Below are 15170 nucleotides of genomic sequence, written 5' to 3' on the forward strand. Positions count from 1 at the left end.
CATTGAAGAGTCGGGCGTCCCTGCAGACGAAGTAGTGCGGATCATAGCTGCCCATGAGCAGCTACGTAAAAATGGTGGGCCTCCCGTGAGTCGAACACGGCACCAACGGATTATGAGTCCGCTGCTCTAACCAAGCATGAGCTAGAGGCCCGGGGACTGCGGCGTGGCGGCGCTGTTGATGCCCGCCTCGCGCGGCCGTTATGGAAACGGACACGCGAGGATAGGGGTATCAAGGGCGCACGTCAAGCCCTATTGGCTTCTAGTTGCCTTCCAAGAAGCTTTTCAGCTTGTCGGAGCGCGATGGGTGGCGCAGCTTGCGCAGCGCCTTGGCTTCGATCTGGCGAATGCGCTCGCGCGTCACGTCAAATTGCTTGCCCACTTCTTCCAGGGTGTGGTCGGTGGACATCTCGATGCCGAAACGCATGCGCAGCACTTTCGCTTCGCGTGGGGTCAGGGAATCGAGCACGTCCTTGACCACGCCGCGCATGGACGCGTGCAGGGCTGCGTCGGCCGGCGCCAGGGTGTTGTTGTCCTCGATGAAGTCGCCCAGGTGGGAATCGTCGTCGTCGCCGATCGGCGTTTCCATCGAGATCGGTTCCTTGGCGATTTTCATGATCTTGCGGATCTTGTCCTCGGGCATCTCCATCTTGATCGCCAGGGTGGCCGGATCGGGTTCTGCGCCCGTTTCCTGCAGGATCTGGCGGGAAATCCGGTTCATCTTGTTGATCGTCTCAATCATGTGCACGGGAATACGGATCGTGCGCGCCTGGTCGGCGATCGAGCGCGTGATGGCCTGGCGGATCCACCAGGTCGCATAGGTCGAGAACTTGTAGCCGCGGCGGTACTCGAACTTGTCGACGGCCTTCATCAGGCCAATATTGCCTTCCTGGATCAAATCGAGGAATTGCAGGCCGCGGTTCGTATACTTCTTGGCGATCGAAATGACCAAACGCAAGTTGGCCTCCGTCATTTCACGCTTGGCCTTGCGCGCCTTCATTTCACCGGCCGCCATCTGGCGGTTGATATTGCGCAAGTCCGGCAGCGGCAATACGACGCGCGCCTGCAGGTCGATCAGGCGCTGCTGCAGTTCCTTGACGGTCGGAATGTTGCGGCCCAGGATGGCGCTGTACGCGTGTCCTGCGTTGACTTCGCCATCGACCCAGTCCAGGTTGGTTTCATTGCCCGGGAAGACCTTGATGAAGTGGGCGCGCGGCATGCCGCAGCGGTTCACGGCCACGTCGAGAATCTGCTTCTCGATATGGCGCACTTCATCGACCTGGCCGCGCAGGGTGTCGCACAGCTTTTCCACCACCTTGGCCGTGAAGCGGATGCCCAGCAATTCTTGCGAAATGGCTTCCTGTGCCTTGGCGTAAGGCTTGGAGTTGTAGCCTTCTTTCTCGAAGGCGCGGCGCATCTTGTCGAATTGCTGCGAAATGACGGCAAATTTTTCCAGCGCCGTGCGTTTCAGGGTTTCCAGCTGCTCGGCCGAGAAGCCGGCCGCGCCGGAAGCGCTCGCCTCTTCCTCTTCCTCGACTTCCTCTTCTTCCGCTTCGCCCTCTTCCTCGTCTTCTTCGACGGGAGCGGCCACGACAGGAGCGGTGGCAACCGGCTCGTTTTCATCGACGAGGCCGTCGACGATTTCGTCGATCTTGATCTCTTCGTTGGCGATGCGGTCGGCGGCGGCGATGATTTCGGCGATCGTCACGGGACAGGCCGAAATGGCCTGGATCATGTCTTTCAAGCCATCTTCGATACGCTTGGCAATCTCGATCTCGCCTTCACGCGTCAGCAACTCGACCGAGCCCATCTCGCGCATATACATGCGCACGGGGTCGGTGGTACGGCCGAAATCGGAGTCGACGGTCGACAATGCGGCCTCGGCCGCCGCTTCCGCCTCATCGTCACTAGTGACAACGGCAACGTTATCGGACAACAACAAGGTTTCCGCATCGGGCGCGTGCTCGTAGACGGCGATGCCCATGTCATTGAAGGTACCGATGATGCCTTCGATGGCTTCCGGATCGACGATATTTTCGGGCAAGTGATCGTTGATTTCCGCATAGGTGAGGAAACCGCGTTCCTTGCCGAACTTGATCAGGGTCTTGAGTTTCTGGCGCCGACGCTCGAGTTCTTCCTCGCTCGCTTCCGTGTCGGACGAGAACGCGTCCTTCAACAGCGCGCGCTCCTTCGCCTTGCGGTCTTTGGCCTTGGCCTTGTCGACGGCTTTCAGTTCGGCCCGCTCGACGGCGTTCAGGGCGGCGACTTCATCATTTTCTGGCTGGAATTCTTTTGGCTTACGGCCGCGGCGGCCTGGCACTTTTACCGACGGCAAGACATAGCCGGACGTATCGATGGCCGCCAGTGTGGCGGCGTCGGTGGTCTGGCTGACCACGGGCGCGCTGGTGATGCGCGCTTCTGGCCGGTCGAGCGCCTTTTCGGCTTTCGTGGTAACTTTAGTGGGCTTTACAGCCGCTTTGGATTCGGGTTTCTTGATTGGCACAGGCGCTTTCGATTACACAACGACTTGCTTTACGGTGGATTAGGATAAAGTTTGCTGCCAGTTCCCTGTCTACCTGCGGGAACCACCATCTTCGAACCTGCCGACAACGCAAATTCGACACTGTTACGTTACTTACACCTCATCGGCCACGATCCGCGGGAAGCGCAGCAATTCCTGTCCACCGGCTGTTGCCAGCCGCCTCGGCAAAAATTCCTGCATCGACCGCGTTGGGAGCAAGAGCCTGGCGCGGCTTGCCAGCGTCCGCGAGCCTTGCCCGCAACGCTGAAAACGCCAGTTGGCCCTGGCTGCCGACACGATCCACCGCGCCGATCAAGAGCCTAACTTACTGAAAACAAATACTATTTACGAAACAGAACTAGCTTGCCAAAGCACACAATACTTAGCATTTAATTATAGCACGCGAAAAATGTTTTTCCAGTGCGCGCCATACCCTCAGAGCAAGATTAGCGATTCAATAACTCGGCATCGCGCTCACGCTCCAGATCGCCTTGCTCCTGCATGATTTCGCGGTAGCGTACACCAATTTTCTCCGATGGCAAACCCGACGCAAACAATTGCTGCAATTCCGCCTTCAAGGCATTCAATTTGATCTCGCGGATGGTGCTCACCAGCCACGACAATTCGCTGTCGTAATCGGATTCCGTGCCGGCCGCGATCTCGCCGATGATCTCATCATATTCGCTGCCCAACTCCTTCAACTGCTGCGCCAAGGCGGCGAAACTGCCATGCTCGCCCAGCGCCTGGCCCACGGCCACCAGCTGCCCCAGGCTGTGGGCTGCGTCCGGTCCCAGGTGCTGGAAGGCGGTCAGGGCCGCTTCGTCGATGCGCATGGTCAAGGGCGGATGCGCCACCAGCATGCGCATGATCTTCAATTCCAGCCCTACTGGAACGGGGCGACCCGATTTCGGCGGCGCGCGTCGCGCCACGGCAACGGGCTTGGCCAGCTCGAACAGGGCTTCGATCTCGGCCGGGGTGGACTGCGTCAGCTGCGCAAGTCCCCGCACGATCTGCAGGCGCAAGGACGACGGCGCCATCAGCTGCAGCAGGGGCTTCGCGTCGAACTGCACGCGGGCGCGCCCTTCCGGCTCGGACAGATCATGCTCGCCCGACACTTCTTTCAGCAAAAATTGCGACAGCGGCATGGCTTCATGCACTTGTTGCTCAAAACCTTCGGCGCCAAATTCACGGATATAGCTGTCCGGATCATGTTCCGACGGCAAGAACAGGAATTTGATCGTTTTATTGTCCGACACGTGGGCCAGGCTGGCCTCCAGCGCGCGGCGGGCGGCGCGGCGGCCTGCCTTGTCGCCGTCGAAACTGAAAATCACGTTATCGGTCTGGCGCAGCAGTTTTTGCACGTGGGTGGGTGTGCACGCCGTGCCCAGGGTGGCCACCGCCTGCGGGAAACCCATCTGCGCCAGCGCCACCACGTCCATATAGCCTTCGGTCACCAGCACGTAGCCGGCGTCGCGGATGGCCTGGCGCGCCTCGAACAAGCCATATAGTTCGAAACCCTTGGAAAACAAGGGGGTTTCCGGCGAGTTCAGGTATTTCGGTTCGCCATGGTCGAGGACACGGCCGCCAAAGGCGATAACCTGGCCTTTGGTATTGCGAATCGGAAACATGATGCGTTCGCGGAATCGGTCGTAACGCTTGCGGTTATTCCCCTCTTCATCGACCTTGTCGATCACGAGACCTGCCTCGGCCAGGGCTACCACGTCGTAATCGGGGAAGACGGAGCGTAAATTATCCCAGCCGCCGGGCGCAAAACCCATGCCGAAGCGAGCGGCCACTTCGCCCGTCAAGCCCCGGTTCTTCAGGTAGGCGATGGCTTCGGGCGCGTGGCGCAACTGGCCACGGTAATAGTCGCAGGCCTGCGTCATGGCATCAGACAGGGCCATGCTTTGCGCCTGGATCTGGGCGCGCTGGGCCGGCGGAATCTTGTCATCCGCTTCCGGCACGACCATGCCCACATTCTGCGCCAGGTCCTTGACGGCGTCGACAAAGCCCATGCCCGAGTACTCGATCAGGAAGCCGATCGAGGTGCCATGCGCGCCACAGCCGAAGCAGTGATAGAACTGCTTGGTGGGGCTGACGGTAAAGCTGGGCGATTTTTCACTGTGGAACGGGCACAAGCCCATGAAATTGGCACCACCTTTTTTCAGCTGCACATAGCGGCCCACGACATCGACGATATCGACACGGTTGAGCAAATCGGAAATGAAGGATTGAGGTATCACTGGCTAGGGCGGGTCTTGTTATAGGTCAAACTATACTACCGCACGTGGCCTGAGGTTGAGCCAGGTCAACGTGTGGGCGATTGAGCGGCTGCCAGCATGGGCCGGCAGCCGATTACTACTATTGTATGCTTACGCTGCTGGCGTCAAGGCTTTCTTGACCAGCGCGGACACCACGGTCATATCGGCGCGGCCCGCCAGCTTAGGCTTGACGATGGCCATCACCTTGCCCATGTCTTGCGGACCGGCGGCGCCCGAGGCGGCCACGGCGGCAGCCACTTCGGCCGCCACTTCTTCGTCCGACAGACCGGCAGGCATATAGCCCGTCAGGTGCACCAGCTCGGCTTTTTCGATGTCGGCCAGGTCTGCACGGCCACCGGCTTCGAACTGGGTGATCGAATCCTTGCGCTGCTTGATCATCTTTTCCACGATGGCAGTCACATGGGCATCCGTCAATTCGATGCGCTCGTCGACTTCCTTGCGCTTGATTTCCGCCAGCAACAGGCGAATCGTGCCCAGCTTGCCCGCTTCCTTGGCGCGCATGGCGTTTTTCATGTCTTCGGTAATTTGTTCTTTTAAGCTCATGGCAATCCTCGTGTTGGTAAGTTGGGCTCGATGCTCGTGCGCGCAGACTAAGAGCACCTAACATAAGCTACTGCGCGTCGCGATTTGCGGCCTCCGATGCTCACTGCGCATTCGCACAGCTGCGCTTCTCAGCCGCAACTCACTGCAGCTCGCTACGGTTCTGTTAGGCGTTCCAAGCAGGCGGCCACAAAAGCGAAAACCCGCTGCGGCGAACCGGAGCGGGTATGCGACTCATCTGAAGTATCACTCCAGGCGAATCAAAACAAAACCCGTGGCGAACAATGCGCCGAACTACCCGGGTTGGTTCTGACTGAACAGTCTTAGAATAATTTTTTCGGCAGTTGTTGGCTGCGGATGCGTTTGTAATGACGCTTTACAGCAGCTGCCAGCTTGCGCTTGCGCTCAGCTGTTGGCTTTTCGTAGAATTCGCGTGCGCGCAATTCGGTCAGCAGACCCGTTTTTTCGATGGTGCGTTTGAAGCGACGCATTGCGACTTCGAACGGCTCGTTTTCTTTAAGGCGAATAGTGGTCATGTAAAATTCAAACCGTTGAGGTGGTGTATAGGAAGAGATAGATAGTAGCAGCTTTTATTCGGAAAGGGAAGCCCCTCCCCCACTTGCGTGCGGCATGCAGCCTGCGGTCGCTGCCGGAATGTGGCGTAAACCACGCACCAGGGCCGGCGCACCGGGCGCCAACACCCAATACTACAGAGTTGCTTACTGCAAGGCAATACCTGCCGCCACGCCGGAAGCCCAGGCCCACTGGAAGTTGTAGCCGCCCAGCCAGCCCGTCACGTCGACCGCTTCGCCGATGAAGTACAGGCCCGGCACCTTGTTGGCCATCATGGTCTGCTGCGACAGCTCGCGCGTATCGATGCCGCCGCGTGTCACTTCGGCCTTGCGGTAGCCTTCGGAACCGTTCGGCACGATGGACCAGGCATTGATGGCCAGTCCCAGCTTGCGCAGCTGTGCGTCGGGCATGTCGGCGATGCGCGCGTCCGGCGCCAGGCCGTTGACGGCCAGCATGCAGTCTGCCAGGCGCTGCGGCAGCCATTGCGCGACGATATTGCCCAGCTGCTTCTTCAGGGTGCCCTTGCCTTCGATGAGGGTCTGCGCCACGTCTACTTCCGGCAACAAGTTGATGACGATGGGCGTGCCCGGCAGCCAGTAGCTGGAAATCTGCAGGATCGCCGGGCCGGACAGGCCGCGGTGGGTGAACAGCAAATCTTCGCGGAAACGCGCACCTGTTGCCTTGCGGCCTTTCAGGCTGCCCGTTTCCACATCCACTTCCAGGGCGATGCCGGACAGTTCCGCGAACGGCGCCCAGCTGGCCGCATCGAACGTCAGCGGCACCAGGGCCGGACGCGGTTCGACCATCATCAAATCGAATTGTTTGGCGATGCGGTAGGCAAAATCCGTCGCGCCGATCTTCGGGATCGACAGGCCGCCCGTGGCAATGACGATGCTGGCCGTCTCGATGTCGCCGCTATCGGTCTGCAGCACGAAGCCGCCATCATCTTGCTGGACAACATTTTCAATCTTGCACGGCATGCGCCAGTGCACGCCGCCAGCGGCGCACTCGTCTTTGAGCATGTCGATGATCTGCTCGGCCGATTCATTGCAGAATTGCTGGCCCTTGTGCTTCTCGTGGTAGCCGATGCGGTATTTTTTCACCAGCGCGAGGAAATCCTGCGGCGTGTAGCGTGACAGCGCGCTTTTGCAGAAATGCGGATTTTCCGAGAGGAAATTTTGCGGGGTGGCGTTAATGTTGGTGAAATTGCACCGCCCGCCGCCCGAGATGCGGATCTTTTCGGCCAGCTTGGCTGCGTGATCGATCAACACCACGCGCTTGCCTTGCTGGGCGGCAACAGCCGCACACATCATGCCGGCCGCGCCCGCGCCGATCACTGCCACATCAAATTGTTTTGCCATAAGAATTCCGGTCACCGCTGATTACAAAGACGCCATTGTAAACTGCGGCGACGCAGCTAGCGCGGCCGTGCTGCAATCTCCCGCGATGCCATCAGGCATTGCTCCACCTGCTCGGCGATCGACGGCGGCACGGGCACCTCGCCGCGCAGCACGGCAGCGATCCAGGCAGCCGTGGTGGCCGCATCGCGCTCGGCCGGCAAATGCGGCAACTCTTCCACCAGCGCCTGCTTTTCCACCAGCACCGTGCGTTCAGCACCATGGAACCAGTCGATCTGCTGCGCCTTGTTGGCGTTGGCCACCGTCTCGCCTTCCGTACCGCGCATCAGGAAAGCGTCGCCGCGCGCAGGATCAGAGGCAGTCAGGAAATATTCACCGAGCATTTCCAGGTATTCCGGGTGCGTGTACGACACCAGGCGCAGGGCGGGCCCGGCGAAGGGCTGCATGATTTTCACCAGGGTATGCGTGGAATTGCGCACGCCCAGCACGCGCCGCAGCGACAGCATGTGTGCCAGGCGCGGTGCCAGTGACGCTATGGGCAGGAAGGCCGCTTCCCCGCGCGCCATGGCGGCCTCGGCTTGCGCATGATCCGGCGAGGCCGGCACGCCCAGCGCGGCCAGCACTTCGGCCGTGGTGATGCGACCAGGGTCGCTGGTGACACCATGCACGAGCACGGGTGCGCCCGCGCGCGCCAGCAGCAGCGCCAGCAAGGCCGTCAGATTGGCCATCTTGCGCGCGCCGTTGTAGCTGGGAATGATGATCGGAGCAAATTCACCTGCCGGCGCGGCAAGGGGTACGAACGACGCTTCAGCCGCGTCGAGGAAACCGGCGATCTCATCCACAGATTCGCCCTTGATGCGCATCGATAACAAAATGCCGCCCAGCTCCAGGTCCGACACGCGGCCCTCGAGCATGGCGCGGTACAGGGCGCGGGCATCCATGCGCGTCATGCTGCGCGCGCCGTTCTTGCCGCGTCCTATTTCTTTGATGAAACGTGCAGCGGGGAATGGCTCACCGGCCACGTCAGTATGGGGTATGGAAACAGTCGTCATGGCGCCAGCTTACACGGATTTTTCCCCGTGCAGACGGGCTGGCGGATGGCTTAGGCGCCAATGCAACAGTCTTCCAATCTATTTTTTTACGAATTTGCATCGCGTCTGCATCCGTACGCGCCGCTGCTACGTATAAGACTGCACGGGAGGACTCATCATGGAACACGCGATCAAACAGGAAACGGCCTTCGTCGGCATCGAAACGAGCAAGCTGCTGCTGAAAGCCGTGCTGCTCTCGGGCGGCGAAGTACTGTGCAAGGTGTTGGAAAACGACATGGCCGGCTACCGCTGGCTGCGCAGCTGGCTGCAAAGGAACGACGTCACCATCATGGGCTTGCGCGTCTGCATGCGCCTCGACATGCCGTACAGCGAGGTTCCTGCCCGCGTGCTGGCGGACATGGGCATGCTGGTCTGCGATGCCCAGCCCTCGCAACTGGAAGAATATATACGCGGCCAACGCTTGCCCGAGGACGCGGGGCGCAGCGCCGTGGTGCTGGCCAACTACTGCGAGGACAGGCGCCCCGCGCACTGGACGCCGCCATCGCCTGCCTACGTGGAGCTGCGCCTGTGGCTGCGCCGCCTGCACGCCATCGAAGGCGTGCGCAAGCAGGAGTCGGCGCGCCTCGATGCCCATCTGCAGGCGGGCCAGCATGCGCTGCACGCCCTGTTGCGCCAGCAGGTTGCCTGCCTGGACGCGCAGATACGCCAGCATGAAACGGCGATACTCGAGCATGTGCGGCGCCATCCCGGCCTGCCCCGGCCACCCGAGCTGGCCGGCAACTACCAGCGCATCGCCCGCTACAGCTTTGGCGCCAGCCTGGCCGGCGGCCATTGAGCGCCCGGGAGCAAGGGGCCGGCGGCGTGCCGGCCCTGCCATAAAAACAACTCATGCATTCCCGTTTTGGCCTCATCCCCGCCGCCAGGCCGCATTTCCGCTACACTATTGCCTCTTAAAGAACGCAATAGCGAAAGCCGAGCCAGAATCATGAATACGCCAGACATCGAAAATATCAACGTCACCTCCTTCGCGCCCATGCCGACACCGGCAGAACTGCACGCCAAGCTGCCCCTGTCGGAGAGCGCCTTCGACACCGTCAGCCGCGGCCGCGAAGCGCTGCGCAACATCATCGACCGCAAGGACCAGCGCCTGTTCGTCGTCGTCGGTCCGTGCTCCATCCACGACCCCGTCGCCGGCCTCGATTACGCGCGCCGCCTGAAAGCGTTGCAAGAGGAAGTCAAAGATACGATGCTGCTGGTGATGCGCGTGTATTTCGAAAAACCGCGTACCACCACGGGCTGGAAAGGCTATATCAACGACCCGTATATGGACGACTCGTTCAAGGTCAACGAAGGCATGGAAAAGGCGCGCCAGTTCCTGCTCGACGTGTGCGAACTGGGCCTGCCCACCGCCACCGAAGCGCTGGACCCCATCTCGCCGCAATACCTGGGCGACCTGATCGCCTGGACCGCCATCGGCGCACGCACCACGGAATCGCAGACGCACCGCGAAATGTCGTCCGGCCTGTCGACACCGGTGGGCTTCAAGAACGGTACCGATGGCGACATCAGCATCGCGGTCAACGCGATCTTGTCGTCGGCGCATCCGCACTCCTTCCTGGGCATTAACGCCGAAGGCAACGTCGCCATCGTGCGCACGCGCGGCAATGCGTATGGCCACGTGGTACTGCGCGGCGGCGACGGCCGCCCGAACTACGATTCGGTCTCGATCGCCATCGCCGAGCAGGCACTGGCCAAGGCCAAGCTGCCGGCCAACCTGGTCGTCGACTGCTCGCATGCGAACAGCTATAAAAAGCCGGAACTGCAACCGCTGGTGATGGCCGACGTGGTCAACCAGATCCGCCAGGGCAACCACTCGCTGGTGGGCGTGATGATCGAATCGAACATCGTCAGCGGCAACCAGAAGATTCCGCAAGACCTGTCGCAACTGACCTACGGCTGCTCCGTCACCGACGGCTGCATCGACTGGGATACGACGGCCACCATGCTGCGCGACGCGCATGCGCATCTGCTGAACCGTCCCAAGTAAGCAGCAAAGTGCCGGGGTCAGACCCCCGACCACGTTGGCGCTGACCCTTGCGCTAGCGGCATTGTGGGTCTGACCCCATATACCTATGCCATCTGCACATGCGGCAGCACGGCGTACGACCCGGCCAGCGCCTGTTCCGCCTTGCTGGCCGGGATATTCAGTTCATTGACGTCCAGGTAGATACGCCCGTCCATGATGCGCACGGCGTACAGGCGCGCCATGCCCTGCACGGGCGCCACCAGGCGGCCCGAATCGAGCTCGATGATCCAGCTGTTCTTCGGCCCCATCAGGTTTTTCTCCATCAGCACCCCGTGCGCCAGCGGGCCACCCAGGCAAGGCACCGTATCGAGCAGCGCGTACACCGTATCATCAGCCGTGCGGAACAGCGCCACGCCCGGCAAATCCTGCCACGCAAGGCCCCGCTGCACCATGCGCGCACCCGCCAGCGGCATATCCTTCAGGCGGCAAATCATTTTCCATTGTTCTGGCATCGCGAACTCCCGTGAAAAAGGCACACGCTTGCCTAAGCAAAAGCGGTGCCAGTGCCGGTACAGGCGCAAGAAGGGCGAAATACCAGGCAAAACGCCACTGCGGCGCACTGCGCAAGTGCACACTGCCGCCGAAATGGTGCGCCGGCCGCACGGTGGACTGCCCGGCTTTCCTTTACAATGGCGGATTACTCCTCCCTATTTAACACCTTCATGATTGTTCTTGGCGTCGAATCCTCCTGTGACGAAACCGGCCTGGCCTTGTACGACACGCAACGCGGCCTGCTGTCGCACGCCCTCTATTCGCAAGTAGCCATGCACGAGCAATATGGCGGCGTGGTGCCGGAACTGGCGTCGCGCGACCATATCCGCCGCGCCATCCCGCTGCTGGAAGAGACCTTGGCCAAGGCTGGCATCAGCCTGCCCGAAATCGACGCCATCGCCTACACGCAAGGCCCGGGTCTTGCCGGCGCGCTGCTGGTGGGTTCCTCCGTTGCCTGCAGCCTGGGCCTGGCCATCAACAAGCCGGTGCTCGGCATCCACCACCTGGAGGGCCATCTGCTGTCGCCGCTGCTGGCGTCCGAGCCGCCGGAATTCCCCTTCATCGCGCTGCTGGTGTCGGGCGGCCACACGCAGCTGATGCGCGTCGATGGCGTGGGCCAGTACACCATGCTGGGCGAAACACTCGATGATGCGGCCGGCGAGGCATTCGACAAGTCGGCCAAGCTGCTGGGCCTCGGTTATCCGGGCGGCCCCGCCATTTCGCGCCTGGCCGAATTCGGTGACCCGCTGGCGTATAAACTGCCGCGCCCGATGCTGCACTCGAAGGACTTCAATTTCAGTTTCTCCGGTTTGAAAACGGCCGTGCTGACGGTGGTGAAGAACCATGAAGAAAAAGTCATCGCGAATATCTGCGATCAGGACAAGGCGAATATCGCGCGCGGCTTCGTCGACGCCATCGTCGACGTGCTGACGGCCAAATGCGTGTCCGCCCTCAAGCACACGGGCTTGAAACGCCTGGTAATCGCCGGCGGCGTGGGCGCCAACGCACAGCTGCGCGCTTCGCTCAACGCGGCCGCCGCCAAGAAGCGCTTCAAGGTGTATTACCCGGAGCTGGAATTCTGTACCGATAACGGCGCCATGATCGCCTTCGCCGGCGCCATGCGCCTGCAAATCAATCCCGACGCCGCCAAGCACGATTATTCGTTCAATGTGCGCCCGCGCTGGCCGCTGGACGAAATCCGCGAAGTCTGATCACTCCAGCAGGAAGTTGCGCGCGCCCGCCAGGGCCGCGCCCTCTTCCACCGTTTCATCCTTCAAGTCCACGCCCGACAATTGCCGGCTGAATGCCTGCGACAGCAGGTAGTGCAGCCGGTACGCGGCCGGCGCATACGCCAGCCCCTCGGGGCGCACGTTCGAGATGCAGTTGCGGCGCTCGTCCAGCAAGCCTACTTTTGGGGCCCACGTCAGGTACAGGCCCAAGCTGTCCGGGGAACTCAGGCCCGGCCGCTCGCCGATCAGCACCAGCACAGCCTTCGCTTGCAGCAATTGCCCCACCTCGTCGCCGATGGCCACCCGCCCCTGCGCCACGATATGCAGCGGCGACAGCGTCCACGCCTCCATCGCCAGCCGTTCGCGCAAGGCGGCCAGAAATGGCGCCGCGTGGCGCTGCACGGCCAGCGCCGACAGGCCATCTGCCGCCACCAGCGCCAGGTCTACTCCCTTGGAGCCACCTACCAGCCGCGCGCGTGAAACGTCATCGAGCCGGCGCCCCAGGTCAGGCCGCTGCAGGTAGATGGCACGCGTGGCGGCGGCGCTATGCAGCTGCACGCAGTCTTGCCCTTGCGCGGCCAAGGCGCGTGCCAGTGCCTCGCCATCGAGCGCCAGATGCACGGCATCGCGCGCCTGGGCGTGGGCCAGCTGGAACGCCAGTTGCGCGCGGGTCGGCACGCTGACGCCGCAGCGTCCCAGCGCGATGCGCGCGACCGTATGCCGGCGCAAGGCTTGCCAGTCACTACCGACACCAATATCCGTTTTAGCCATACAGCCTCCCTGCAAGCGCGTATCCTTGCTACACTGCGCCGCAATTCCAGTTTATCACCGTCACTCACCACGCCAGGAACGCCATGATTGTTGCCGCCGATGCCGCACAGTGGGACCAGCTGTACGATTTGCCTTTGCTCGAGCGCCTTGGGCCCGCCCAGGATGAAGTCATCGCCCATGTGGCGCAAGTCAATGCCTCCACCGGCATCGCCGCGCAGCCCACTTCCAAGCAGGTAGACGCTGATTTCCATGCCGACGTGCGCGCGGCCATGGCCACCATGCCGGCCTCCGTGCAGGCGCTGCTCGACGGCGTGCTGCTGGGAGTGGGCTTTGCGCGACAGCTGGGTTCCTCGGCCATCAGCGACATCGTCGTCAGTAGCGAGGGCGTGATCCTGGGCGTAGTGGTGGCGCTCGACGTGGAAGCGTTCGAGGCGCGCACGGCCAATGCCTGGGCCACGTGGAAGGAGAACACGCCCTTCACGCCGCAAGATGGTTATCGCCTTGAAGCGCAGATCGCCGCACCCGAGGACGACAACCGCCAGCGCGCACTGCAATACTTGCTGCTGCACGAATTCGGCCATGTGCTGGCCGCCGGCCGGGGCTTGCTGCCCGAATGGTGGAACGCCGCGCAGGCTATGCGCAGCGCGCACGACTACCACTACCTGCCGCTGACCTGGCAGATCACGCCAGCACTGCAGGTCGTGCCCCTGCCAGGCAACGATTTCTCCCTGCGCGCAGACGTCGTGTATTACCAGGCGCCGCGCCTGGCCGCCAGCCAGATGCGCGACGCGTATGCGCAGCTGCAGGGCACGAACTTCGCCACCCTGTATGCGGCCACCAGCATGCATGAAGACTTTGCCGAATCTTTCGCCAGCTATGTGCACGCCGTCATGCTGGGCCAGCCCCAGCACATCCGCATTTTTCACAATAACGCCCTGCTGCTGCAGTTCGACGGCTACTGGAAAACAGAACGCAGCACGGCCAAGCGCCGGCTGCTGAAGCAGTTATTGGGCAAGTAATCAGTTAGCGGCGCAATCACCGGCAGCTGCCCGCGCCAGCATGGCGCGAAACGCCATAAAGACCCTCTGCATGACCGGACGCTTGTATGGATACAGGACTTCGGCATCCATGGCGTGTACGATCATGGCGTTGTCTGCTTCGAACACCAGCAATTCACCGTCACGCGTTTCGGCGCAATCGATGCCCAGATAAGGCATGCCCATGCGTGCATTGATGGCACACAAGGCAGCCGCATGACGCCGCGCAAATTCCTCGTCAAAATGCGCCATGCACCGGGCCTCCTCGGCGCGCTTGGCCGCGCTTTCCTCCATGCCCGCGTTCAGGTAATGAATCATCCAGTGCGAGGACACGGCGTAGTGGCAGATGTACGGCAAGCCGTCGATCAGCACGATGCGGTACTTTCGGAACTGGCCATCCTCGCTGCGGTAGTCGACAAAGCGGGCGATGTAAAAGAGTGGCGCGTCGACGGCCTGCAGATAGGCGTGCAAGTCGCTGGCGTGCTCCATCTTTTCCAGGTCGTGGCCCGCGTGCGAACCGAGGGGCCGCACGATCAGGGGAAAGGCGTCGCCGGGCAGCACGGCATCGAGCGGCAATTCCCCCGCAGCTAGCGCCGCCAGCTCCGCGCGCGCGATGCGCACCGTGCGTGGCATGGCCACACCGGGAAAATCCTGCAGCTTCCCACACAGGCCATCGCGCGAGGTATGTGCGATATGCTGGGGCAGGTTGATGACCGGGCGTGGCCAGTCCGCCACGAATTGCGCCAGCAGCGCCAGCAAGGGCTGGTTGGCGTCCGACTCGGCCACGCCCACCAGCAGCACGTCGTGATCCGGCACTTCTTCCGGCAAGGGGCCTTCCAGCGTCAGGTACAGCAGGTCGAGCGCCACGTCGGACTGCTCGACGAGAAACTCAATGGGCGTATTCGACATCAGGTCGCCTGGCCCCATCAGTACCAGCACGCGGATGCCAGGGCCAGATTGCGGCGCTTGCGCGGGCAGCGCATACAGCTGCTGCAAGTCGATCGCCTGCGCCTGCACGGCCAGCGCCATCTCGCGCTCGCCCTTCAATTGCAGCACGGTGGAAAAATCCAGGCAGGCGTGCGCGTCATCGGGATACGCTTGCGCGCGCGCCAGCAGCGCTTCGCCCAGCGGCGCCAGGTCTTCCTGCAGAAAGGCAAGGCGCATCAGGGGCGCCAGGCCGATCAGCGGCGCATATGGCGTGGCAGCGTGCAGCAGCAAATCGTTCATATTGG

13 protein-coding genes and 1 tRNA gene are annotated in these 15170 nt (G+C 61.9%); 4 read left to right on the top strand and 10 right to left on the bottom strand.

Annotated features, from left to right (window positions below; all coding sequences use genetic code 11):
- Positions 1-72: 72 nt before the first annotated feature.
- From ACQ4WZ_RS15445 to ybiB, 7 genes are all read right to left on the bottom strand, one after another.
- A tRNA-Ile gene (locus ACQ4WZ_RS15445) sits at positions 73-151 on the bottom strand.
- Between the two features lie 108 nt (positions 152-259).
- Complete coding sequence (rpoD, locus tag ACQ4WZ_RS15450) at positions 260-2500, bottom strand: RNA polymerase sigma factor RpoD (RefSeq protein ID WP_101482658.1); 2241 nt, start codon at positions 2498-2500, stop codon at positions 260-262.
- A 464-nt stretch (positions 2501-2964) separates the two neighbouring features.
- Complete coding sequence (dnaG, locus tag ACQ4WZ_RS15455; protein ID WP_101482659.1) at positions 2965-4761, bottom strand: DNA primase; 1797 nt, start codon at positions 4759-4761, stop codon at positions 2965-2967.
- Positions 4762-4890: 129 nt separating this feature from the next.
- Positions 4891-5343, bottom strand: a complete 453-nt coding sequence (locus ACQ4WZ_RS15460; RefSeq protein ID WP_034746974.1) for a GatB/YqeY domain-containing protein — start codon at positions 5341-5343, stop codon at positions 4891-4893.
- Positions 5344-5663: 320 nt separating this feature from the next.
- Positions 5664-5876, bottom strand: coding sequence for a 30S ribosomal protein S21 (gene rpsU / locus ACQ4WZ_RS15465; protein ID WP_008451879.1), 213 nt, complete (start codon positions 5874-5876; stop codon positions 5664-5666).
- Between the two features lie 183 nt (positions 5877-6059).
- Positions 6060-7274, bottom strand: a complete 1215-nt coding sequence (locus ACQ4WZ_RS15470; protein ID WP_133989409.1) for a BaiN/RdsA family NAD(P)/FAD-dependent oxidoreductase — start codon at positions 7272-7274, stop codon at positions 6060-6062.
- A 56-nt stretch (positions 7275-7330) separates the two neighbouring features.
- Positions 7331-8323 (bottom strand): DNA-binding protein YbiB, encoded by a 993-nt coding sequence (ybiB, locus tag ACQ4WZ_RS15475; protein WP_436573906.1) that lies wholly within the window; start codon positions 8321-8323, stop codon positions 7331-7333.
- Between the two features lie 157 nt (positions 8324-8480).
- Between ybiB and ACQ4WZ_RS15480 the strand changes: the two genes are divergently transcribed.
- Complete coding sequence (locus ACQ4WZ_RS15480; protein WP_436573907.1) at positions 8481-9158, top strand: hypothetical protein; 678 nt, start codon at positions 8481-8483, stop codon at positions 9156-9158.
- A gap of 150 nt (positions 9159-9308) precedes the next feature.
- Positions 9309-10370 (top strand): 3-deoxy-7-phosphoheptulonate synthase, encoded by a 1062-nt coding sequence (locus ACQ4WZ_RS15485; RefSeq protein WP_101482663.1) that lies wholly within the window; start codon positions 9309-9311, stop codon positions 10368-10370.
- 83 nt (positions 10371-10453) lie between these two features.
- Here ACQ4WZ_RS15485 and ACQ4WZ_RS15490 read toward each other — a convergent pair whose 3' ends face one another.
- Entirely contained in the window at positions 10454-10861 is a 408-nt protein-coding gene (locus ACQ4WZ_RS15490; RefSeq protein WP_101482664.1) for a nitrite reductase (NAD(P)H) small subunit, read from the bottom strand.
- 210 nt (positions 10862-11071) lie between these two features.
- Between ACQ4WZ_RS15490 and tsaD the strand changes: the two genes are divergently transcribed.
- Complete coding sequence (gene tsaD, locus ACQ4WZ_RS15495) at positions 11072-12112, top strand: tRNA (adenosine(37)-N6)-threonylcarbamoyltransferase complex transferase subunit TsaD (RefSeq protein WP_133989403.1); 1041 nt, start codon at positions 11072-11074, stop codon at positions 12110-12112.
- Here the strand turns inward: tsaD and eutC are convergent, their stop codons facing one another.
- The gene (gene eutC, locus ACQ4WZ_RS15500; RefSeq protein WP_436573908.1) at positions 12113-12901 is read right to left on the bottom strand and encodes an ethanolamine ammonia-lyase subunit EutC; all 789 of its coding nucleotides are present in this window, start codon (positions 12899-12901) and stop codon (positions 12113-12115) included.
- A gap of 83 nt (positions 12902-12984) precedes the next feature.
- Between eutC and ACQ4WZ_RS15505 the strand changes: the two genes are divergently transcribed.
- Positions 12985-13920: a hypothetical protein gene (locus ACQ4WZ_RS15505; RefSeq protein WP_436573909.1), complete on the top strand. Its 936-nt coding sequence runs from the start codon at positions 12985-12987 to the stop codon at positions 13918-13920.
- On the opposite strand, the gene ACQ4WZ_RS15510 is transcribed toward ACQ4WZ_RS15505, so the two are convergent.
- Complete coding sequence (locus tag ACQ4WZ_RS15510) at positions 13921-15165, bottom strand: ATP-grasp domain-containing protein (protein ID WP_436573910.1); 1245 nt, start codon at positions 15163-15165, stop codon at positions 13921-13923. It abuts the gene before it with no gap.
- Positions 15166-15170: the final 5 nt, after the last annotated feature.

Source organism: Janthinobacterium darwini (assembly GCF_051380905.1).
Classification (GTDB): Bacteria; Pseudomonadota; Gammaproteobacteria; order Burkholderiales; family Burkholderiaceae_D; genus Janthinobacterium.

Coding starts and splice junctions, on each gene's coding strand:
- ACQ4WZ_RS15460 (WP_034746974.1), bottom strand. CDS start 5,343: ATGAGCTTAAAAGAACAAATTACCGAAGACATGAAAAACGCCATGCGC.
- ybiB (WP_436573906.1), bottom strand. CDS start 8,323: ATGACGACTGTTTCCATACCCCATACTGACGTGGCCGGTGAGCCATTC.
- eutC (WP_436573908.1), bottom strand. CDS start 12,901: ATGGCTAAAACGGATATTGGTGTCGGTAGTGACTGGCAAGCCTTGCGC.
- rpsU (WP_008451879.1), bottom strand. CDS start 5,876: ATGACCACTATTCGCCTTAAAGAAAACGAGCCGTTCGAAGTCGCAATG.
- ACQ4WZ_RS15510 (WP_436573910.1), bottom strand. CDS start 15,165: ATGAACGATTTGCTGCTGCACGCTGCCACGCCATATGCGCCGCTGATC.
- ACQ4WZ_RS15505 (WP_436573909.1), top strand. CDS start 12,985: ATGATTGTTGCCGCCGATGCCGCACAGTGGGACCAGCTGTACGATTTG.
- ACQ4WZ_RS15470 (WP_133989409.1), bottom strand. CDS start 7,274: ATGGCAAAACAATTTGATGTGGCAGTGATCGGCGCGGGCGCGGCCGGC.
- ACQ4WZ_RS15480 (WP_436573907.1), top strand. CDS start 8,481: ATGGAACACGCGATCAAACAGGAAACGGCCTTCGTCGGCATCGAAACG.
- ACQ4WZ_RS15485 (WP_101482663.1), top strand. CDS start 9,309: ATGAATACGCCAGACATCGAAAATATCAACGTCACCTCCTTCGCGCCC.
- ACQ4WZ_RS15490 (WP_101482664.1), bottom strand. CDS start 10,861: ATGCCAGAACAATGGAAAATGATTTGCCGCCTGAAGGATATGCCGCTG.
- tsaD (WP_133989403.1), top strand. CDS start 11,072: ATGATTGTTCTTGGCGTCGAATCCTCCTGTGACGAAACCGGCCTGGCC.